Source organism: Ilumatobacter sp. (assembly GCF_046290335.1).
Taxonomy (GTDB): domain Bacteria; phylum Actinomycetota; class Acidimicrobiia; order Acidimicrobiales; family Ilumatobacteraceae; genus Ilumatobacter_A.
Genome location: NZ_JBKAGH010000010.1, coordinates 106712 through 128862, shown reverse-complemented (window position 1 = coordinate 128862; position 22151 = coordinate 106712). Strand labels below are relative to the sequence as shown.

Annotated in this window: 19 protein-coding genes and 1 tRNA gene; 11 read left to right on the top strand and 9 right to left on the bottom strand. The window is 68.0% G+C overall.

Annotated elements, in window-relative coordinates:
• Window positions 1–111 precede the first annotated feature (111 nt).
• The 3 genes from ACE37B_RS24175 to gluQRS form a co-directional block, all read right to left on the bottom strand.
• Entirely contained in the window at window positions 112–3135 is a 3024-nt protein-coding gene (locus ACE37B_RS24175; RefSeq protein WP_409925920.1) for a glycoside hydrolase family 2 TIM barrel-domain containing protein, read from the bottom strand.
• 91 nt (window positions 3136–3226) lie between these two features.
• Window positions 3227–4156, bottom strand: coding sequence for a L,D-transpeptidase family protein (locus ACE37B_RS24170; protein WP_409925919.1), 930 nt, complete (start codon window positions 4154–4156; stop codon window positions 3227–3229).
• A gap of 92 nt (window positions 4157–4248) precedes the next feature.
• Window positions 4249–5172, bottom strand: a complete 924-nt coding sequence (gene gluQRS, locus ACE37B_RS24165) for a tRNA glutamyl-Q(34) synthetase GluQRS (RefSeq protein WP_409925918.1) — start codon at window positions 5170–5172, stop codon at window positions 4249–4251.
• 152 nt (window positions 5173–5324) lie between these two features.
• Here gluQRS and ACE37B_RS24160 point away from each other — a divergent pair, with 152 nt between their 5' ends.
• Window positions 5325–5687, top strand: coding sequence for an HNH endonuclease (locus ACE37B_RS24160; RefSeq protein ID WP_409925917.1), 363 nt, complete (start codon window positions 5325–5327; stop codon window positions 5685–5687).
• 109 nt (window positions 5688–5796) lie between these two features.
• Window positions 5797–7260, top strand: a complete 1464-nt coding sequence (locus ACE37B_RS24155) for a hypothetical protein (RefSeq protein ID WP_409925916.1) — start codon at window positions 5797–5799, stop codon at window positions 7258–7260.
• An 88-nt stretch (window positions 7261–7348) separates the two neighbouring features.
• On the opposite strand, the gene ACE37B_RS24150 is transcribed toward ACE37B_RS24155, so the two are convergent.
• Window positions 7349–7750 carry an MmcQ/YjbR family DNA-binding protein gene (locus tag ACE37B_RS24150; protein ID WP_409925915.1) on the bottom strand — a complete coding sequence of 134 codons (402 nt, stop codon included), beginning with the start codon at window positions 7748–7750 and terminating at the stop codon, window positions 7349–7351.
• Window positions 7751–7807: 57 nt separating this feature from the next.
• Window positions 7808–8734, bottom strand: a complete 927-nt coding sequence (locus ACE37B_RS24145) for an META domain-containing protein (RefSeq protein ID WP_409925914.1) — start codon at window positions 8732–8734, stop codon at window positions 7808–7810.
• Between the two features lie 154 nt (window positions 8735–8888).
• Here ACE37B_RS24145 and ACE37B_RS24140 point away from each other — a divergent pair, with 154 nt between their 5' ends.
• Entirely contained in the window at window positions 8889–10211 is a 1323-nt protein-coding gene (locus ACE37B_RS24140; protein ID WP_409925913.1) for a hypothetical protein, read from the top strand.
• A 59-nt stretch (window positions 10212–10270) separates the two neighbouring features.
• On the opposite strand, the gene ACE37B_RS24135 is transcribed toward ACE37B_RS24140, so the two are convergent.
• Window positions 10271–10353, bottom strand: a tRNA-Leu gene (locus tag ACE37B_RS24135).
• Window positions 10354–10516: 163 nt separating this feature from the next.
• Between ACE37B_RS24135 and ACE37B_RS24130 the strand changes: the two genes are divergently transcribed.
• From ACE37B_RS24130 to pknB, 7 genes are all read left to right on the top strand, one after another.
• Entirely contained in the window at window positions 10517–11317 is an 801-nt protein-coding gene (locus ACE37B_RS24130) for an FhaA domain-containing protein (RefSeq protein ID WP_409925912.1), read from the top strand.
• 65 nt (window positions 11318–11382) lie between these two features.
• On the top strand, window positions 11383–11514 hold the full coding sequence (locus tag ACE37B_RS24125; protein WP_409925911.1) for a hypothetical protein: 132 nt from the start codon (window positions 11383–11385) through the stop codon (window positions 11512–11514).
• Between the two features lie 43 nt (window positions 11515–11557).
• Window positions 11558–12097, top strand: a complete 540-nt coding sequence (locus ACE37B_RS24120; RefSeq protein ID WP_409925910.1) for an FHA domain-containing protein — start codon at window positions 11558–11560, stop codon at window positions 12095–12097.
• A 114-nt stretch (window positions 12098–12211) separates the two neighbouring features.
• Window positions 12212–13771, top strand: coding sequence for a protein phosphatase 2C domain-containing protein (locus ACE37B_RS24115; protein ID WP_409925909.1), 1560 nt, complete (start codon window positions 12212–12214; stop codon window positions 13769–13771).
• A gap of 4 nt (window positions 13772–13775) precedes the next feature.
• Entirely contained in the window at window positions 13776–15242 is a 1467-nt protein-coding gene (locus ACE37B_RS24110; protein ID WP_409925908.1) for an FtsW/RodA/SpoVE family cell cycle protein, read from the top strand.
• A 73-nt stretch (window positions 15243–15315) separates the two neighbouring features.
• Window positions 15316–16833 (top strand): peptidoglycan D,D-transpeptidase FtsI family protein, encoded by a 1518-nt coding sequence (locus ACE37B_RS24105; RefSeq protein ID WP_409925907.1) that lies wholly within the window; start codon window positions 15316–15318, stop codon window positions 16831–16833.
• Between the two features lie 169 nt (window positions 16834–17002).
• On the top strand, window positions 17003–19228 hold the full coding sequence (gene pknB / locus ACE37B_RS24100) for a Stk1 family PASTA domain-containing Ser/Thr kinase (protein ID WP_409925906.1): 2226 nt from the start codon (window positions 17003–17005) through the stop codon (window positions 19226–19228).
• 42 nt (window positions 19229–19270) lie between these two features.
• On the opposite strand, the gene ACE37B_RS24095 is transcribed toward pknB, so the two are convergent.
• A complete protein-coding gene (locus ACE37B_RS24095) occupies window positions 19271–19864 on the bottom strand; it encodes an anthranilate synthase component II (protein WP_409925905.1) in 594 nt (197 codons plus the stop codon).
• Window positions 19865–20003: 139 nt separating this feature from the next.
• Here ACE37B_RS24095 and ACE37B_RS24090 point away from each other — a divergent pair, with 139 nt between their 5' ends.
• Complete coding sequence (locus tag ACE37B_RS24090) at window positions 20004–20318, top strand: hypothetical protein (protein ID WP_409925904.1); 315 nt, start codon at window positions 20004–20006, stop codon at window positions 20316–20318.
• Window positions 20319–20455: 137 nt separating this feature from the next.
• On the opposite strand, the gene ACE37B_RS24085 is transcribed toward ACE37B_RS24090, so the two are convergent.
• Together ACE37B_RS24085 and ACE37B_RS24080 are read right to left on the bottom strand one after the other, a co-directional pair.
• Window positions 20456–20722, bottom strand: coding sequence for a hypothetical protein (locus ACE37B_RS24085; protein WP_409925903.1), 267 nt, complete (start codon window positions 20720–20722; stop codon window positions 20456–20458).
• Window positions 20723–20821: 99 nt separating this feature from the next.
• Window positions 20822–22003, bottom strand: coding sequence for a thiolase family protein (locus ACE37B_RS24080; protein ID WP_409925902.1), 1182 nt, complete (start codon window positions 22001–22003; stop codon window positions 20822–20824).
• Between the last annotated feature and the right edge of the window lie 148 nt (window positions 22004–22151).

The following is a 22151-nucleotide window of genomic DNA, read 5'->3' as shown; positions in this document are numbered from 1 at the left end:
CGGGGCCCGTCGATGCTGCCGTCGGCGAGCATTGGACGAAGACCTTATCAAGTCCCCCAGCGGGTCGGAACGGGCCGCGATCGGACCCGATGATGGTCGGCAGGTCCGGGATCAGCGAGCGTGTCGACGGGTGAGCCGATAGCTGAAGCGTTGGGTGCCCGTCGGAATGCGGTAGCGGGCGAGCACGTCGGGGCCGCAGCTCGCCGTGCCGATCCCACGGTGGGCGACGTCGGCGTGGACGACGAGCGTGGAGCCCGGTCGCAGATCGGTGGCGTGCGCCGCTCGATAGAGCACGTCGTCTCGGTACCGGGTGGCAGACATGTGGAGCGCGACGGGATCGAGCACGTCGAGGCGGAGCGTCTCGCTCGTGTCGGAGCGGACGAACTCGAACCAGCGGCAGTCGGTACGCAGACCGAACTCCTGGGGCACCAGGTACGGCATCTCGTCGACCCGGGCGTCCCACACGCCGAGCATCGCCCCGCGGTTGCGGTCCGGATAGTTCTCCTTCGGGCCCCGGCCGTACCACCGCACCCGGTCGAACTCGGCGGGCAACTCGAAGGTGACGCCGACACGACCGAGGTCGTCGAACTCGTCCGGCACCACCACCTCGTGGTGATGGACGACCTGACGAACATCGCTGCCGTCGGAGCCGATCTCCACGTCGTGGCGGTGTTCGAGGTGCTGATCGGCGGCGTCGACGTCGAGGCCGGCACGCTGCCAGGCCCCGAGTGCCTTGCCACCGATGCCGTGCCGCTCGTGGAGTTCGGGCATCAGCTTGAACCCGTCGTTGTCGGTCGGTGCTCGGAACACGGCCAGCGTTGGTTCGATGCCCAAGCCGAGCCCGCCGTCGGGTCGCGCCTCGTCGTGCACGTCGGGGTGAGCGGCGTGCGGTGCGTCGAATCGCACGAACGTCGGTGCCGAGTAGGTCGCCGGCGCCGCGAGCTCGACTTGGTCCCATGCCACGAGGTGGCCCTTCGGCGCCCACGGTGTCGCTCGCCGCTGCGTCCAGCGCACCGACAGGTGAGCGTCCCGATTCGCCGGAGCCGGAAAGGGCAGGGGGCCGGAGACCGACGCGTGCGGCGGCACCGTGCCGACGTCGAGCACACCACCGTCGATCACGTCGCCGGCCACGATGAGCTCCCATCTCGCGACGAGGTCGTCGAGCGCCGCGAAGCTCCGACGGTTGGTGATGCGCAGCCGCTGGCCGTCGACCAGCTCCACCGTCACGGGTCGATACACCCACTCGACCTCCTGGATCGCCGGATGCGGCTCGAGATCGGACGACATGATGCCATCGGCGACGAAGTTGCCGTCGTGCGGATCCTCGCCGAACTGCCCGCCGTAGGCGACGCCGCGTCTGCCGTTCGGCAGCCGGGTTCGGATTCCGTGGTCCTTCCACTCCCAGATGAAGCCGCCCTGCAGGCCGGGCGTCGACGTGATCACGTCCCAGTAGTCGGCGATCGACCCGTTCGAGTTGCCCATCGCATGGGAGTACTCACACATGATCAACGGCCGGTGCCCGAGTTCGCTGCGTCCGTAGTCGGCGATCGCTTCGATCGTCGGATACATCGGGCAGACCACGTCGGTCGCCGGAAGGCCGCCGTCGATCCACCCGTCGTGGAACACTGCTCCTTCGTAGTGCAGCGGGCGGGTCGGGTCGCTCGCTCGGATCCAGGCGGCCGCTGCGTCGTGGTGCTCGCCGTAGCCCGACTCGTTGCCGAGCGACCACATCACGACCGACGGATGGTTCCGATCGCGCTGCACCATCCGCGAGACGCGTTCGATCCACGTCGCTCGATACGACGGATCGTGACACAGGCTGGTGTTGTAGCCGTGGCTCTCGACGTTGGCTTCGTCGACCACGTAGAGCCCGATCTCGTCGCACAGGTCGAGCAGTCGCGGGTCGTTCGGATAATGCGCCGTGCGAACGGCGGTGATGTTGTGTCGGCGCATCGCGAGCAGGTCGTCGCGCAGGTCGTCGGTCGTGACGGCCTTGCCTCGATCGGGATGATGGTCGTGGCGGTTGACGCCGAAGAACCAGACCGGCTGGCCGTTGACGAGGAATTGGCGATCGCGCACTTCGATCGTGCGGAACCCGACGAGTTGGCGATGCACTTCGGTGACCGTGCCCGCTGGATCGAGCAACTCGGCGACGACGCGGTAACGGGTCGGTGACTCGGCCGACCACGGGTCGACCCGCTTGAGCTCGAAGCGGCTCTCGGCGATGTGGCCGGTGAACACGTAGGGCTGCGCGAACCGATGGGGGACCTCGTCGACGTCGGGCTTGGCCAGACGCCGCCCACGCAGCGTCTCGACCGTGGTGCGCACGCTCCAGCCCTCGGTCGGGGGTGTGGCGCCGCCGACGGTGGAGCGCACGGTCAGCGTCGCGCCGCCACGTTCGACGTCGTAGCGGGCATCACACTCCAGCGACACAAGTCGCGTCGTCGCACGAGCCTCGAGGAACACCTCTCGGTGCAGGCCGCCCATCCACCATTGGTCCTGGTCTTCGACATAGCTCTGTGCGCTGAACTTGATCACGGCGATCGCGAGGTCGTTCTTGCCAGAGCGAAGGTGCTCGGTGACGTCGAATTCGCTCCCGAGCCGGCTGTCGGTGCCGTAGCCGGCGAAGGCTCCGTTGACGTAGACGACGTGCACGCTCTCGGCTCCACCGATGTGCAACACCACCTGGCGCCGCAGCCACGTCTTGGGCACGTTGACCACACGACGGTAGACGCCGGTCGGGTTGCGCTCGGGCAGCTTCGGCGGCGGCCCATCGAAGGGCATCTGGACGTTGGTGTAGTGCGGAAGGTCGCGGGCCCCGCGCTGGTCGACCACGTTCTGGAGGGTCCAGTTGCCGGGCACGCGAACCTGCGTCCACGCCGAACTGGTCGGTGCGGTGTTGTTCTTCGTGCTGATCGCCGCGGTCGGGACCGCATCGGGGTGATCGAACAGACGGAACGCCCAGCGGCCGTCGAGGCGGCGGCGCCACGGCGACGACACCGGATCGACGGGATCAGCGGCGCGAGCCTCGTCGATCGATGCGAAGGCAGGCGACGGCGGCGCCATCGGGAGACGTCCGATCGAGGTGACGCTCGGGTCGGTCCACGGTCGGATCGAGGCAACTCCAGGGAGCATCGGCCGAGTCTGTCACGCCGGTACGAGCGACCCGTACACCGCCGGATCTGCGGGTGACTCGTCGTCGCAGCGCCGAATCACCGATTACGCATCACGCGCCGTCGTGGACCCACACCGGGGTCCGCATCGGCATGATGCCGGAGTCCCAGATCCAGTCCATCGCCGGCACGCTGACGCGCACGCAACCGTGCGACGCCGGGTAGTTCGGGATGCTGTTCGAGCCATGCACCGCGACGCCACCCACGAAGTACTTCGGGCGGTAGATCTCACCGAGATCGCCTTCCCACCAACCTTCGGGGCGCTCACGGTTCACCTTGTGCAAGCCGCTGGGCGTGATCGAGACACCGTTGATCACTTCACCCGGGGTGTTCTGGTCCGGTTCGGTGTACGCCTCGCCGTCGCCGGTCGAGGTGTTGAGAATCCACTCCGTCTTGCCGTCGATGATGAAGAAGAGCAACTGCTTGCCCTTGTCGACTTCGACGAGCGTGCCGGAGTTGGCTCGGCCGTGAGGGCGCACGGTCTCGGTCGAGAGCGCGAGCGCGGTCTGCTCGTCGACGCGGCCGTCGGGCTCATCGAAGCCCAGGTACTTCTGGAACGCCATGACCGCCTGCCGGGTCGTGAGGCCGTAGTCGCCATCGGCACTCTGCACCCAGAACCCGAGCTGGAGCAACCGGAGCTGCACGCGGGACGCTTCTTGGCCGCTGGAGGTGCCGATCGGCTGGATCGGTTCGTCGAGCGGCGGAACCTCGATGATCGGCGCCGGCATCGTCGTCGTCGGAGCAACCGTCGTCGTCGTCGTGGTGGTGGTCGTGGTGGTGGTGGATGTCGTGGTCGTTTCCGGCACCGTGGTCACCGTGGTCACCACGGACGACGGTGCGACGAGTTGCTGGGGTGCGGCGGAGGCCCCTTCACCGCCGCCGGTGTTCCCCGACGTGATCGCAGACGAACAGCCGACGAGCGCGGCCAAACCGAAGATGATGCCGCAACCGATGGTTGCCTGGCGTCGATCTGCGTGGGCCACGGCTCTCCATGGTACCGATCCACGCCATCCCGTCACCGGATGATTGCCCGATTCGGACAGAAGTTCACGACTTCGAAAGGTGTCGTCGTCGGTCAGCTCCAGAGCGGCGCGACGACGGGATCCGACGCGAGCGTGCGCACGTCGAATCGATCGAGCATGGCGGCGAGTGCGTCCTCGATCGACTCGGGTCGAGGCTCGAACGCGCGTCCCAACGTGTGTCCGATCCAGGTGAGCACGTCGAGCGGGCCGAGTCCGATGTGGGCCAGGTCGCCGAGGGTGACCGATCCATGGCGCTTCGAGAGGCGTTCGCCGTCGCCGCCGATCACGAGCGGCACGTGGGCGTACGTCGGGGTCGCAACGTCGAACAACCGCTGGAGGTGGATCTGGCGCGGCGTCGACGACAGCAGGTCATCGCCGCGCACGACCTGGGTGACGCCCTGCGCTGCATCGTCGAGAACCACCGCGACGTTGTACGAAGGGACGCCGTCATTGCGGCGCAACACGGTGTCGTCGACCCCGCCGGCGAACTCACCCGCCACCTGGTCGACCACCGTCATCACCTCGCCGTCAGGCGCACGCAGCCGCAGTGCTGGTGGGCGATCCCTGGCCCGTCGCACTCGCTGTGCGTCGGTGAGGTCTCGGCACGTGCCCGGATACGAGCCCGGCGGGAGGTGTGGCGCGCTCGTCGAGTTCTCGATCTCGGCACGCACCTCCCGACGAGAACAGAAGCACTCGTAGGTGAGGCCGCGGGCGGTGAGGTCGTCGATGGCGGCGTGGTAGCGATCGAATCGCTCGCTCTGACGAATCACCTCGACGTCGGAGGTGATCTCGAGCGCGGCGAGATCCGCCAATTGTGATCGTTCGTGTTCGGGCGACGCCTGCACGATGTCGAGGTCCTCCATCCGGATGATGAAGTCGACGCCAGCCGCACGTGCGGCCAGCCAGGCGATCACGGCGGTGCGCAGGTTGCCGAGGTGAAGATCTCCGGTCGGAGATGGCGCGAAGCGGCCGCTCATGTGACCATTCTTCCCGTGATCTCTCCATGAGCGGTCGACGACGCCAACGACGAACCGAGCAGCGGCCGACCGCGCCCGGGCGACGACGCGGTGTGCGGGCGCGTTCGACGAGTCCGACGTCCTCGGGCTCGGGGCTCGATCGGGCGGGTCGCATGGCAGTGATCCTGGAGCGTGACGGCGCGACCTGTGTGTGGTGCGGGTGCGGTCTCGGGCCGGGCGACGACCGCGGGTTGGTCACGGTGACCACGGAGCACGTCGTCCCACGGATCAAGGGCGGCCCGAGTTGGCTCGAGAACGAGGTCGCTGCCTGCAGACGTTGCAACGGGCGGCGAGGGCATCGCACGCCCGCCGAGTGGGCCGACGAATGCGAGGGACTCGGGTGGCATCCCGACCGGGACCGCCTCGTGCGGGTGCTGGAGTCGCTGGAGACACGCATCGCCGAGCGAGGCGGACAGCGACGGGCACGTCCCTACGTCGCCTCCCAACTACGACGCCTGCGCAACTCGCGATCCTGACGATCGGCCAGCGAGCTTGCCGGCTCGAGCGTGCTGACACGAGCCGGGGAGATCGACCGGGCGGGCAATCGAACCGCGAGGTCGGTCGCCATCTCGTACAGTCATCTCGATGCGGTGCCATGTCTGCAACGTCGAGGTCGGCGAGGAGCAACGATTCTGCCATCAGTGTGGCGAGTCGCTGGCCGGCGTCACCGATGCGACGCAGGAACTCGCCGCCCTGCCGGCCGACTCGATCCCCGCCGAACCCGACGCCGAATCCGAACCGCGAGACGACGGGCTGCGAGACGACGAACTGCCCGACACCCAGCCGATCCCCGCCGCCGAATTGCCCGACGCGACCCGACACGACCCCGACCTGCCCGACACGCAGGCCATCCCGGCCAGCGAGCTCCCCGACGCGGGCGCCGCGCCCGCCGTCGGGTCGCCGCGGGTCGGGTCGTCGTTGTTCGATCCGGCGACTGCGCCACCGGCGGCCGAGCCGGAGTGGGGCGATCCGCTACCCGAGCCGGGCGACGTGCACTTCGCTCCACCGCTCGACCCGCCCGTCGATGCCAGCGCCACGGTGCCGGCTGCCACCACGACGATCCCGACCCAGCCACCCTTCGATGCAGGGGCGACGAACGAGCAGCCGGTCGTGTTCGATGCCGAAGCCGGCCCGTTGCTGGTCGACGACCCGAATCGGTTTCGACTGCGTCCCGCGTTCGTGTTCGCCATCCTCGGCATGATCGCAACGCTGATGGCGAGCCTCGCCGACGTCACCGACATCCGCACGACTCGCGTGGTGTCGGGCATCCCGAATCAGTTGTCGACGCTCGCCGACCTCGGCACCAACCTGTCGGTCGCCGGGTTCGTCGGCGCCGCGATGATGCTCGTGGGCGCGCTGTTGCAGTGTTTCGGCATCCGCTGGGGCGCGGGCATGGCGGGCGGGGCCGGCTTGGCCGTGGTCGGGTGGGCCGCGTTCACGCTCGGGCTCGCCGAGGTGCCGATCGACAGTGCCGAGCGCATCACGCTCGACCCGGCCACACCCGGCCCGTTCACGCTCACGGTGACCCGCGACCTCGGCTACTGGCTGATCGTCGCGGTCGCCGCGATCGGCCTGATCGTGTTCGCCTTCTCGCTCACCTCCGCGGGAACCGGCGGGCGCCGTGGGCTCAACCCGTGGACCGCTGCCCTCGGCGCCGTCAGCGCGCTGGTGGTCGCCGTCGGGCCGTTGATCACCGTCGGCGGTGCGAACTTCGACGTCAACTTCGGTACCGACAACTTGCCGTTCGTGTTCTTCGCCGGGCGGCTCACGCAGCTGTTGCTGATCGCCGTGACGGGCGTCGTCGGCTTCCTGCTGGTGCGCACGTACGGCCTCGGGTTGGTCGCCGGAGGGATCGGCCTGCCGCTGTGGATGTGGCTGAGTTCGCTGCTCGAGATCGGCGATCGCCCGCTCGGCATCGCGGCCGGCAACCTGGGCTCGACCGACACCGCACCGCACGCGGTCACCACCGTCGGCGTGGCCTCGACCGCGATCATGCTCGTCGCCGCCACCACCATCGCGCTGCTCCAACGCCCCCCGACCCCGCACTGAAGCCGCCGCCCCGGCCGCAACCGCCGACGCGGCCCCACTCATCCGATGGGAAACACGTCGAACTCGGAGAGGTCAGCCCGGGAGCACGTCAACGAGCGTCGAGTTCGGCGATGAGGCGTTTGCCGGCGGTGAGGCGGTACGAGGCGTCGATCAACTCGGCGATCTCGTCCCAGCCGTCGTCGCTCGACGCTGGCGGGAGGTCGATGCCGAGCCATCCGGAGGGGCCGAGGTAGGCCGGCACGAACGTCCGCTCGTCGTCGAGGAGCGCGCGACGATCGGACTCGTCGGGTTGGACCATCACCGACTGGTCGTGTTGGACCCACTCGCCATCGATCTTGATCGACCCGCCGAAGTAGACGAAGACCTTCGTCGTGTAGAACGCCGGGCGTCCGTGTGAGATCTTCTCGCTCGCTCCTGGGAACCGGAACGCGATCTCGCGGACTCGTCGCAACGCCGGATCGTCGGCGTCGAACATCGGTGGGTGAGCCATCCCCAAACCGTAGACGAGCCAGCAACCGGGGGTTCTCGGTTCAGGCGGCGACCGAGGTCAGACCGCGGCTCGATAGACGAGGCCGGTTCCGTCGTCGAGCTGCAATGTCAGGGTCTGACCATCGATCGACCACCTCGGGCCGCCGCCGAGGACCGCCATGACCGCCTGCTCCTGCTCCATGAGCGCCGGGTCGCAAGCCATCCGGGTCGTGGCGAGCGCGGCCGGTTCGAAGCGATCGTCGATGATCGAGATCGTGCCGTTAAATCGGTTGCAGCCGGTCGATCCGGACACCTCGCCGTCGTCGCCGACGGACAGCGTCGCCTCGGTGTTCGACGGCGACACGGTCGACGACACACTCGACGAGGCGCTGTCACCGCTGATCACGGAGTCGAGCAACCACACGGTGCCGGTGAGGCTGGCGGCTGGCTCGACCGCTTCGGCGGCGAAGTCGAGTCGGATGCCGTCGCCAGAGAGGGTCAAAGCGTCGCCGGCCCGCTGCGCGGTCGTCACCCGGCCGAGCGCGGCGAGGTAGGCGGACTCCAGCTGGTTGACCTCGTCCGGGAAGCACGCCATCTCGGTACGGAAGAGGGCGCCGAACGTCAGCGAGAACATGTCGCCGGTATCGCCGCCGGTATCGCTGCTGGTGTCGAGTGTCGCCATGAACGGACCCCCGTAGTTGTTACATGCGGCCGTGCCGCCGATCCCACCATCGGGGTCGACGCTCAGGGTGACCGGGTTCGCGTCGAGCAACACGAGTGCGTCGCCGTCGACATCGCCCGCCGCCAATCGCCACGTGGTGTCCCCGAAGGGGTCGGCCGCGTCGGACGTATCTGTCGTGTCGGCCGGTGAGCCGGTGGAATCCGAGGGAGCATCGGTGGGCTCGGGGTCCACCGGGTCGAGGGGCGTTCCGGCGTCGTCGGCCGACCCACAGGCAGCGGCGGCGAACATCGCCAGGCCTGCGAGAACGATGAGTGAAGGTTTCATGGCGACTTGGACGTTCGCCGAACTCGTCTGGTTCCCGCCGTCGCGCCGAATGCGCCGTCGGCCCCTGTCATCTCCGCCCCGGCCGGAATCCGACGCGTCCTCCGTCGGTCGTGTCCGAGATCAGACTGATACACCCCATCGTCATCATGTCCCCATGGCCCTCTGCAGGTACTGCTTCCACGAGATGCGTCGAGGTGTCGGATGCACCGTCGAGGCGTTTCACGATCGTGGTGCTCCGATCGCACGATTGGCACATCGAGACGCGTGGGGCGAACCGGCGCGGGTGCCGTGCGCCGACTGCGGTACGCCGGTCGGTGCGCTCCATCATCCCGGCTGCGACCTCGAGCGCTGCGGTTGGTGCGGTGCGCAAGCGCTGAGTTGTGGGTGCCGATTCGACGAGGACGGTCTTGCCGAGGAGGAGTTCTTGACCGACGAGTTCCTCGACGAACTCGACGAGTTCGACGACGCCGTCGCGGTCGCTCATCGCGCCTTTCTGGACACGGTGCGCCACTGCATCCAGCACACGCCTTCGGTTCCGATCGCTGCGGTGCTCGCACCGATCGAAGCCCGACATGGTCGCCTCGTCGACGATGTCGTCCGCGCCATTGCACGCGGTGCACCCGACGAATCCCCGCCGGAGCGCCGCGTTTCGTCGCGGCCCGACCACGATCGCCGAGTCGCGACGGTGCCGACGTCGCACGAGCGTCGTGTCGGCGACCAGCCGCACATCGCGCGGGAGCACCTGCTCCTCGCCTGTCACGGCCTCGCTCCGTTTCTCGACGACGTCGGCCTCTCACTTCGCCGACCCGACGTGCTGAACGTGATGGGTCGCGCCATCGTCGCGGTCGAAGACTGCGACGATGCTGGCCCGGTTCGCACCGTCGCTGCCGACACCGGCACCGCCGTGCTGGCGATGCTCGAGTGGTTCGAGGCGCACGAGCGCATCCGGGGCGACCCGATCGAGACGTTGGCTGAGCCGCTGCGTTGCCATTTCGATGTCGGGGCGCCCGCCGACTTCCTCTGCCAATGCTGGGTTCCCGGATCATCGAGTCGGCGCGGGGCCGAGGCGGCGGACGTGGGAGATGTCGGCATCAACGAGACCGCTGTCCGATGCATCGTCCGGCTGCCGTCGGGGCACGACGCGGTCGCCGTTCATCCCGATCAGTCCGCCTCCCGCGAGGGCGGTGTGCTCGCATGGGAGCGCTTCGTCGAGCGCTGTGCCGGGTGGCTCCCGACGCAGCACCTCCTTGCCGGCGGCGAGTTCGGTCGACTCCGGCTGCTCGGGATGCTGCCCGCATCCGAGTCCGTGGCGCCCCGCTGGATCTTCGGGCCGCCCGATCTCCCCGGCCCCTTGGAAACCCTGTGTCTCGATGCACACGGCACCGCGTTCACGATGGTCGTCGACCGTCGGTACCGGAGCGGCTACCGCTGGAAGCCCCTCGAAATCTGGCAGACCCGCCGCTACCTCTCACTCTGACCGACATGCATCGAGACCCCAGACGCGAAGAAATCCCCTGCAGGGCAAGGGATTTCTCGTGCGCGAGGGGGGACTTGAACCCCCACGAGGTTGCCCTCACTGGCACCTGAAGCCAGCGCGTCTGCCATTCCGCCACTCGCGCAAGTGGAACCCCGAACGCTAGCGGCCGCGCGCCGGAAACTCCACCGTCTCGAACCTCCGGGCGCCGACGCCGTCGCGGTGAGCATCGTCCGGTAGCGAGCGGACGATGCTCATCGGAGCGGCGGGGGTCGTGGGCGCGATGAGGTTTGTCCGGTAGCGGGCGGATGATGCTCACCGGAGAGGTGGGATGGCAGGTGGGATGGCAGGTGGGATGGACGGGTTGGGACGCGGTCGGACGGGGTGGGACGGGGTGGGATGGTGCGGGGAGGTTGGGGGGTTGGCGGAAGTACGATCGGCAGCCACTTATGGGATTGCAGTCATTGGAGCGGCGTCTGGAGCGTATGGTCGAGGGCGTGTTCAGACGTTCCCGCGGGTCCATCCGCCCCATCGAGCTCGGTCGGCGTCTCGTGCGCGAGATGGACGACAACCGAACCGTCGACGTCAAGGGTCGGCGCATGGTCCCCAACGACTTCACCGTGCTGCTCTCGCCAGCCGATCACGCAAGCTTCAACGACATCGAAACCGCCCTCGTCACCGAGCTCGCCGAGGCGGCTCGCGAGTACGCACGCGAGGAGGCGTACCACTTCATCGGGCCGGTCCGCGTCGCCCTGACCGTCGACAACGGGTTGAAGAACGGCCGCTTCGGGATCGTCTCGCAGCTCAAGCAAGCAGCAAACGGCGTCGGCGCCGGATCGGTCGTCATGCCGTCCGGCCAACGCATCAGTCTCGGCGAGCACGTCACCACCGTCGGCCGGCTCCCCGAGTGCACGATCACCATCGACGACGGCAACGTCAGTCGCGAGCACGCACGCATCTCCCCCGGTCGCGGCTCCTACATCGTCACCGACCTCGGCTCGACCAACGGCACGCTCGTGAACGGCGTGCGAGTCCAAGGCGAGCACCCGCTCGCCGACGGCGACATCGTCAGCTTCGGGTCCACCCACGTCCGCTTCGAGTCGAGCTGACCGACAGGGACAGCACCTCCGTCACCACCGCCGCAATCTCGACCGTCATCATCATCCCCCGCCACGTGAACCATCGCCCCGGCCTCGACAGCCTGCACCGCCACCACCCGAACACCAGCACCCTCGCCGCCCACACCCTCGCCATCCGCACCTCCCTCGCCGCCCACACCGCCGACACCTGTACGTACGCCACCTGATGACGACCGACGCCGCCAACGATCGCACCGGAGCTCCGGCCCGATGAGCGACCAGGTGCTGAACGTCCTCAAGTTGACGCTGCTCGGCCTCATCTACTTGTTCTTCGCTCGCGTGCTGTGGGCGGTGTGGAGCGAGGTCCGCACCCCCAAGGCCCGGCCAATGACCCCGACTCGACCCACTGCGAACGCGGGAGCGCGACAGACTTCGGCGGCGACCGCACCGATGCCTCGCGGTGCCGCTGCGGCTCCTGCACGCGGTAAGCAGCAGCGCCCAGCGAAGGGTCGTCGCGGGCGTGCAGCCCGACTCGTCATACTCGAACCACGCCATCGTCGCGGCATGGCGATCGCACTGACCGGCGAGATCACCCTCGGCCGCGACGAGAAGTGCACGATCTCGATCCAGGACGACAGCTACGTTTCTCAACTCCACCTGCGTGTGTACGACTACGACGGCCAACCGATGGTCGAAGATCTCGGATCGACCAATGGCACCTTCCACAACGGCAATCGGCTGCGCGGTTCCAAACTGCTCCAGCCCGGCGATCGCATCCAGGTCGGCACGACGGTGATCGAGGCCCAATGACGCAGACACTCACACCGGCTCGTCATCACACCCCTCGAACCACTGGCGACGAGACCAGCACGCCGACGACCAGCAGGCCAGCAGCCTGTGCACGGTCGACGTCGGGAGGCGAGCATGGCTGAGCTGCGATGGGGCGCCGGCACGCACACCGGCCAGATTCGAACCCAGAACGAAGACAACCTGCATGCCGCCGACGGCATCTTCGTCGTCGCCGACGGGATGGGCGGCCACGAAGCGGGCGAAGTCGCCAGCCACATCGCGGTCGAACGACTCCGCGGCGAACTCGACAACGACAGCGGGCTCACCGCCGAGCAGGTCGTCGAAGCGATCGTCTCCGCGAACGGCGACATCTTCCGCGCGGCGATCGCCAATCCGGGCCAGGCCGGGATGGGCACCACGGTCACAGTGATCGCCGTCATCCAAGACCCGATGGCCGGGCGTGGCGAACCCAACATCGACGACAACGACCCCGTCGACACCGACCCGAACGGCAACCTGCGCACCACACCGGTCGTGCCCCTCGTCAAGCCTGAAGCACTGATCCTCGCCAATGTCGGTGACTCGCGCACCTACCTGTTCCGCCACAACCGGCTCCGACGCGTCACCGTCGACCACAGCTATGTGCAGGAATTGGTGACCACGGGCCACATCACCGAAGACGAAGCCCGCTACCACCCTCGACGCAACATCATCACCCGTGCGCTCGGCATCGAACCCGACGTCCAGGTCGACTGGTGGACACTGCCGTTGATTCGCGGCGACCGGTACCTGCTGTGCAGCGACGGGCTCGTCGACGAGGTGACCGATGCGGAGATCACCGCCACACTCCTCGAGTTCGACGACCCACAAGCTGCAGCCGACCGCCTGATCGCGATGGCCAACGACGCTGGCGGACGCGACAACGTGACGGTCGTCGTGGTCGACGTGCTCGACGGCGACGACCCACCGGATCCGACGCAGGAACTCGATCTGGTCCCCTCGTGGGCCGACGACACCATGCCTCACCCTGCGCCGACGATGACCGGCGAACCTGCCGTACTCGCGCCGCTCGCCGTCGACATCTCCGACGCTCCCGCCAACGATCGCTCGGACTCGTCAGCCGACCCCGACGACGGGCCACTCAGCCGCCGCGAGCGACGCCGTCGCCGTCAGGCCGCCCGCTCGGGCGACGCCGCCACCGGCATGAGCGACAACACCGGCGCAACGGACGCGAGCACCAGAGACGACAGCGATCACGGGCAGCCTGGCGACGCCGTCGCGGCGACCGATCGCTCGCGGCGCCGCGCGAAGCCCGGCCGTGCAATCGCCGTCTTCGTCGTGCTCGCCGCGCTGATCGCCAGCTCGGTCGCCGTCGGGGCGTGGGCTCGGCGGGGCTACTACGTCGAATTCGATCGCGACGACGACATCACCATCTATCAAGGTCGGCGCGGCGGGGTGCTCTGGATCGAGCCGACCGTCGTGAGCAGCGGACCCAACCGCGACGAACTCGCCGACGACAGCGTCGAGTTGGTGGAGGAGCGGCGCACGTTCTCTGCGCGAAACGACGCCGAAGCGTTCGTCCGCAGCCTCGAACTCGCCGAGCCCGAGCCCGAGCCCGAGCCGGAACCAGAACCGGAACCGGAGCCCGAACCGACGACACCAGCGTCCTCTTCGCCGCCGACGACCGAGGGGTGATGCGATGTCCGAGACGTTGACGGATCACGCCGACGTCGCCGTCGTCGAAACCCGTCGCCAAGCCCGGCGTCGACGACACGACGACTCACCGCTCCCCCGCCGCCGCCGCAACGCGGAACTCACGCTCATCGTCATGGCGGTGTGCATCACCGGCGCCGCGTACACACTCGCGGCGCTCGGCACCAACGCCGAGATCCCACCCGGCATCGTCGTGTTCGTCGCGTTCTTGCTGGGGCTGCTGCTGCTCGCTCACATCGTCGTGCGCCTCGTGGCACGCGGCGCCGATCCGACACTGTTGCCGCTCGCCGCGCTGCTCCACGGCATCGGGTTCGTGATGATCACACGACTCGACGACGAACTCGCCGGGCTGCAAGCGACGTGGAGCATGATCGCGATAGGCGTGTTCGTCGCCACGCTGGTCCTGATCCAACGGCCGGGCGACCTGGCCCGCTACCGGTGGATGCTGTTCTTCGGTGGCGCCGGCGCACTCTTGCTCCCACTCGTTCCCGGTCTCGGCAGCAACATCAACGGCGCACGCATCTGGGTCAGCCTCGGTCCGATCAACTTCCAGCCCGGCGAGTTCGCCAAGCTCGCGCTCGCGATCTTCTTCGCTGCGTACCTCGCCGACAACCGCGAGGTCATCGCCGCCCGAACCTGGAAGGTCGGCCCGATTCACCTCCCCGAGCCACGCTTCATCCTGCCGATCGGCGTCGCGTGGGGCTTCGCCGTCGTCGTGATGGTGGCCCAACGCGACCTCGGTTCGTCGCTGCTGTTCTTCACGCTCTTCGTCGTGATGATGTGGGTCGCCACCGAACGCATCGCGTACGTCTGGATCGGCCTCGTGCTCTTCGCCGGAGCCGCGTACTTCGCGTGGCGTCGCTTCACCCACGTGCAGACGCGAGTCGAGATCTGGCAGGACCCATGGTCGGACTCGCTCGACAAGGGGTACCAGATCGTGCAGGCGCTGTTCGGGCTCGCCGACGGCGGGCTCACCGGCACCGGTCTCGGACGCGGCAACCCGAATCAGGTCCCAGAGGCGCAGAACGACTTCATCTTCGCGTCGATCGGCGAGGAACTCGGGCTCATCGGAGCGACCGCGATACTCATGGCGTACCTCCTGATCGTCGGTGCCGGATTGCGCACCGCGCTGCGCACCGAACGCACCTTCGAGAAGCTGCTCGCGGTCGGCCTCACGACGATCATCGGCGTGCAGGCGTTCATCATCATCGGCGGCGTCATCAAGGTCGTGCCGCTCACCGGGATCACTTTGCCCTTCGTGAGCTACGGCGGGTCGTCGCTGGTCACCAACTACATCCTCCTGGCTCTGCTCATCCGCGTGTCGGACTCGGCGTCGCGACGCCTCGGCGAGATGCCCGACGAACCGACCACCAGCGAACGGTGGGCAGCGTGGAGGCTGCGTCGCCGCGTTCGCAGCGGCAGGACGATTCCGGGCGAGGTGGTGTCGGGATGACGAGCCGGCACCGACGGCGACAGAGTGGGTCTGACCCACTCTGTCGCCGTCCGAGCGGTGATGGCGGGGCGGCGTGAACCGCCAGATCCGCCAGCTCGCGTTGGCGCTCATGACGTGCTACCTCGTGTTGTTCGTCGCGCTCAATTACTGGCAGGTCGGCCAAGAAGAAGAGCTCAACGCCAACGTCGAGAACACCCGAGCGGTGCGGCGCGAGTTCAACAAGGCGCGCGGGCCGATCATCACCGCCGACGGAATCATCGCCGCGCAGTCGACCGCGACCGACGATCCCGACGGCGACATCCAGCGCCGCCGCGAGTACCCGACCGGCGATCTGCTGTCGCACCTCACCGGCTACTTCACGCTCAACTTCGGCTCGACGCAGATCGAGCGCGAATACGGCGACGTGCTCACCGGCTCGACGACCGAACAGCAGATTCGTAGCCTCGGCGATCTCCTGTCGAGCGAGGTCGACAACTCCGGCACGGTGCAACTCGCCGTGCGCCACGATCTCCAGCAGGTCGCGAAGTTCCTCCTCGCCGGTCGTACCGGGTCGATCGCCGTCATCGAAGTCGACACCGGCGCCGTCCGGGCGCTCTACTCCAACCCCACCTACGACCCGGGCGTCTTCGTCGACCAGCCGTTCGAGGAGGCGCAGGAAGCCATCATCGAACTACAGAACGCCGACGGCGAACCGCTGCTGTCCGGCGCCTACCAGCAGCGCTTCATGCCGGGCTCGACGTTCAAGGTGATCACGACCGGCATCGGCCTCGAATCCGGAGTGCTCTCCCTCGACTCCGAGTTCGCCCGCGAAACCGAGTGGGTCCCACCCCAGACCGACGACCCGATCCAGAACTATCGCGGCTCGCAGTGCGGTGGGGACCTCGCCGAAGTGTTCCGCCGCAGCTGCAACATCCCGTTCGCGCAGACCGCGGTGTTCCTCGGCCCCGAGCAGATGGTGGCCGGCACCGAAGCGTGGGGACTCGGCGAGCCACTGCCGATCGACCTCCCACGTCCGGCAGCGAGCACGTTCGGCAACACCGACGACCTCGACCAGCAACTGCCGCTGCTCGCGATCCGCGGCTTCGGCCAGAACGAAGACCAGATGGTCCCGCTCCACATGGCGATGGTGGCCGGCACGGTCGCGAACGGCGGGCGGATGATGTCGCCCTACGTCGTCGAGGCCACCTACGACCACGACGGTCGAGTTCTCGACCGAACCGAGCCGTCGGTGTGGAAGACACCGATCTCGCCCGGCAACGCAGCGATCCTGACCGAACTGATGACCGGTGTGACCGAAGGCGATCGCGGCACTGCAGGCAGCGTGCGCCTCGACGGCGGCGTGCGCTTCGCTGCCAAGACGGGCACGGCCCAACTCGGCATCGTCGACAACCCCGATCTCGTCCACGCGTGGATGATCGCGTTCGCACCGCTGGAGGCGCCGAAGTATGCGATCGCCGTCGTGCTGACCGACCTCCAATCGACGCTCGCCGACGCCGCGACCGGCGGGCGTGAAGCCGGGCCCGTCGTCAAGGGCATGCTCGACTACCTCCTCACCGGCGACGGCGCCAACGCAGAGCTGGCCGACGGGTGAACAGCCGGGTGAACGGACGGGTGAACGGCCGCCGTCGGAATCGGCCGATAACCTCGGCAGACGGCTCGATCGGCAGGATCGGCGCGGGCGAACCCTTCGTCGGCTCCGGAACGACCGCGTCGAGCCGGCCGGGTGCGACCAACGCACGACCGGTGGGAACGAAGAGACAGTGACGAACTCAGGCGACGCAACGGTCATCAACGACCGATACGAGGTACACAAGCGGATCGGGCGCGGCGGCATGGCCGACGTGTTCTCCGCGCGCGACCTCCTGCTCGATCGCCAGGTCGCCATCAAGGTGTTGTTCCCCGAGTTCGCGACCGACGAGAACTTCGTCGAACGATTCCGGCGAGAAGCCCAGTCGGCCGCCAACCTCTCGCACCCCAACATCGTCAACGTGTACGACTGGGGCAAGTACGAAGGCACCTACTTCATCGCGATGGAAGAGGTGCAGGGCCGCACCCTGGCCGACGTCCTCAAGTCGAACCGCCAGCTCACGTCGAAGCAGGCCGCCGAGATCGCCAGTGAGGTCGCCGCAGCGCTCGGCTTCGCCCACGAGAAGGGTGTCGCCCATCGCGACATCAAGCCGGCCAACATCCTCATCGGGTCGAACGGTCAGGTGAAAGTCGCCGACTTCGGCATCGCTCGAGCGATGAACGCACCGACCGAAGCCAACCTGACTCAGGTCGGCTCCGTCATGGGCACCGCCACGTACTTCTCGCCCGAGCAGGCGCAAGGGGCCCAGCCCGACCCGCGCAGCGACCTGTATTCGCTCGGCATCGTGATGTACGAGATGGTCGCCGGGCGGGCCCCGTTCACCGGCGACAACCCGGTCAGCATCGCCTACAAGCAGGTGCACGACGCGCCGCAGCCGCTGGTGCAGATCGTGGCCGACGTGCCCAAGCCGTACGAGGCGATGGTCGCGAAGTTGTTGGCGAAGGATCCCAAGCTCCGATATCCGAGCGCCGGCGCGCTCCGCGACGACCTGCGTCGCTTCCGCAATGACGAGCCGGTGCAGGCGCTGGTCGCGGCCGTGACCGCTCAGGCTCGGCCCAGTGGGGTCGGGGCCGGAGGCGTGGCGGCCACCGGCGCGATTCCGACGGCTGCCGCCGCGACGGCGATGAATCGGGCGGTCACCGGAGCGACGGCACCGACCGGCGTCAATCCGATCCAGCCGCAAGCTGCGCGGGTGCCGTCGACTGGCATGTACGAGGCGGGCTATCCCACCGGCTCGTCAGCCGAGGCCGCGTACTACGACACCGGAGGCTCGAGAACCGGCTGGTACGCGCTCGCCGCGTTCGTCGCGCTCATCGCACTGGTCGTCGGCGCGTTCCTCCTGTATCAGGCGCTGAGTGGTCCCGAAGAGCAGTCCGAGCCGTCGCAGTTCGTGCTCGCCGACTACTCCAACCGCTCGCGGGCCGACGTCGTCGCCGAACTCACCGAGCTCGACCTCTTGTTCCGGACGATTGCCGAACCGAACCCCAATGTGCAGGTCGACTTCGTCCACCGAACCGAGCCGGCGGCTGGCGAAGTGGTGCTGGCGACGCAAGAGATCCTCGTGTTCTTCAATCCCGATGAGCAGCTCAGCCCGATCCCTCAGGTCGTCGGCATGCCGTTGAGTGAAGCGCGCCTGCGTATCGAGTCCGATGGGTTCTCCGTCGGCGTCGTCACCACCGAGACGACCGACACCCGCGCCGAGAACACCGTGCTCGGCTCGACGCCGGAGGCCGGCGTGCAGGCGCGGGCCGGCACCGAGATCGACCTCGTCGTCGCAGCACCGCCCGACAGCCTGCAGGTGCCGGGCATCGTCGTGAACCGCACCCAGGCGCAAGCACTCGAGTTGCTCGAGAACGAGCCCTACAACTTCGTGGTGACCGTCGAGAACATCAACAGCGAGGTGATCCCAGCGGGACAGGTCATCTCGGTCAACCCGGCGGGCGGCGAACTCGTCCCGAAGGGTGGGGCCGTGACGATCACCGTGTCGAGCGGCCCCGCGCCGGTCATCGTTCCGCCGGTCGAGGGACTCACCGCGGGCCAGGCGACCAATCAGTTGCGCGGAGCGGGCCTCGAGGTCGTCGTCGAGTTCCGTGAAGTCGCGCCGGGGAACCCCGACGACGGACGGGTCATCGATCAGACGCCCGATGCGAGCACCCAGGTCCCGCGCGGTACCACCATCACGCTGATCGTCGGACGCTCCCTCGTCGCAGCGACCACGGTGCCTCCGACGGCGCCACCGACCACCGAACCGCCCCCGACGACGGCACCGGTGACCACGGCACCGGTGACCACGGCACCGGCCACGACGGCACCGGCCACCACCGCTGCACCGACCACGGCAGCGCCCACCACCGCAGCGCCGACCACGGCGCCGCCGCCCGACACCACCATTCCCTGACCCGCGACGGGTCGGGCGGAGCGATTTCGGCTCGTCTGACGCTCAGCGGATCGGGGGAGCGGCGCCGACGCGATCGAGCCAGGTTCGCAGCAGATCGTGGCCTGATGCGGTGAGGATGCTCTCGGGATGGAACTGCACGCCTTCGACGTCGAGTTCTCGGTGCCGCACCCCCATCACGACACCGTCGGTGCTGCGTGCCGTCACCTGCAACACGTCCGGGATCGACTCGGGCGCCAACGTCAGCGAGTGGTAGCGCGTCGCAGTCAACGGCGACGGCAGGCCGGCGAACACACCGAGGCCCTCGTGTTCGACCGGCGACGTCTTGCCGTGCATCAGCTGCGGTGCACCGACGACGTCGGCACCGTAGACGTGGCCGATCGCCTGATGCCCGAGGCACACTCCGAACACCGGCGTCGACGCCGCAGCGAACGCTCCGATGGCGTCGCAGATGATCCCGCTCGTCTCCGGACGCCCCGGCCCCGGCGACAGCAAGACACCATCGGGTTGCAACGCGAGAGCCTCGTCGACCGTGAGCTCGTCGTTGCGAACGACCACCGGTTCGGCACCGAGCTCACCGAGATACTGCACGAGGTTGTAGACGAAACTGTCGTAGCTGTCGATGACGAGAACCCGCATGGCGCTCAGTCTGGCCCCTCGCCGCGGGGTCCCCACCGTCGATTCCCGCACCTGCGAGCCGTCCGCCAGCGCTCGAGCCGAGCTGGGCTGCACGACGACGGTCAAGCGAACGCGCTGGATTGGAGTACGCTCTTCGGCGATGGCACCCCCGAAGCGAAAGTCCGGAGGCGGACGCGTCACCCCGAAGGGTACGCAACCCGGAACCAGCCGCGTGACCGCCCCCAAGAACGAGGAGCACCACGAGGTCGCTGCGTCGTCGAGGTACACGCCCAAGCAAGCGCGCCGCCAGTTGATCCCACCCAACTGGATTCCGATCATCATGGTCGGCCTCCTCGTCGGCGGCGGACTCATGATCATGGCCCGCTACCTGATCTGGACGGGTTCGAACATCCCGACGCTCATCGGACTCGCCGCGATTCTCGGTGGCCTGTGGGCCGCCACGAAGTGGGAATAGCTCGCTCCGCCTGAGCCGCCGGCCTCGCCGAGCCGCCGGTCTTGCGACGTTGTCAGTGTCGCCGACGTTGTCAGTGTCACCGACATCGAATCACATCGATGTCGTTACGCCCATGTTGCCCACAGGCTGGGGACAACTCAGTCGTAGAGCGGCGCGACCTCGGTCATCTCCTCGAGACAGTGCTTCGGGGGCGGCGGATCCTCATCAGGCGCCATCGTCATCCGCATCTCGGTCCCACACACGTCGCAGCGGTAGTTGCGCTTGACCTTGCGAAGCTCACCGCTCGGCGGTGGCTCCGGCGGGAGCTGGGTCATGCTCCGCAACATGGCGATCCCACTTTTCCACAGGACGTACCCGAAAAAGAGTCCGAGTCCCACCCAGATGAGCGTCGACGCAGCGGGCACGAGGTCATCGTATCGTCCGCTACCGATGGGCGCGGCCCGGGCCGGACCGGGCTGAGTCCAGGCGGTTCCGGGTGCCTCGGACGGGTCGTCTCGAACCCGTCAGCAACGCTCGATGATCATCGCGTTGGCCATTCCGCCACCTTCGCACATCACCTGCAATCCGTAACGGCCGCCCGTCCGCTCGAGTTCGTTCAGCAACGTCGCCGTGAGCCGCGTTCCCGAGGCCCCCAACGGATGACCGAGCGCGATCGCGCCGCCGTTGACGTTGACCCGCTCGAGCAGATCGGGGTCGTCGACGCCGATCTCGACGATCCAGGCGAGCACCGCCGACGCGAACGCTTCGTTCACCTCGAACAGATCGATGTCGCTGAGCTGCAACCCGGCGCGCTCCAACACCAGACGGGTCGCAGGGATGTTCGCTGTCAGCATCAGACGCGGATCGTCACCGACGACGGCGAACTCGACGACGCGAGCCCGCGGGGTGAGGCCCGCATCGGTCGCGGCCTCGACCGACATCACGAGCACCGCAGCCGCACCATCGGTGATCTGCGACGAGTTGCCCGCCGTCAGGCGCCCGCCTTCGGCCGGTGTCCGGAACGCTGGCCGAAGACGCGCCAGTTCGTCCATCGATGTCGAGCGCAACCCACCGTCACGCGTCACCGGCGAGCCGTCGGCTGCCGACACCGGGATGATCTCGTTGTCGAACCGGCCTTCGTCGGCCGCTTGCCGCGCCAACTGTTGACTGCGCAGGCCGTAGCGGTCCAGTTCGTCGCGGGTGAAGCCCCACTCGTCGGCGATCAACTCCGCCGCCATGCCCTGCGACACGAGCCCACCGCGCGACGCATAGCGAGCCGAAACCGACGGTCCGAACGGGAACCCGTAGCGCCCGTCAGCGGTCGCTGCACCCATCGGGATGCGGGTCATCACCTCGACGCCGGAGGCGATCACGGCGTCGTAGGCTCCCGCCATCACGCCCTGCGCAGCAAAGTGCATCGCCTGCTGGCTCGAGCCGCATTGGCGGTCGACCGTCGTGCCGGGAATCGACTCCGGCCAGCCCGCTGCGAGCACAGCGTTACGAGCGACGTTGACGCTCTGTTCGCCGACCTGCATCACACAACCCATGATGACGTCGTCGATCTGTGCGGGATCGATGCCCGTTCGATCGACGAGCGCTCTCAGCGTGCCGGCCGCGAGGTCGACGGGATGCCAATGCGAGAGCGAGCCGTTTCGGGCACCGAACGGCGTTCGGACCGCGTCGATGATCACTGCCTCGCGAAGCATGCGTGGAGTTGTCGACATCGGTCCCCCCGAAACCCTTCTGCAGTGTTCGTCAGCGTCAGCCCCGCCCCCACGGAGCCACCGCGGACATCTTGGCGCGCCAGGCGACGCGCGCCCAAGTCGCGGCCTCGCGGAGCGTGCAGCACGTGGC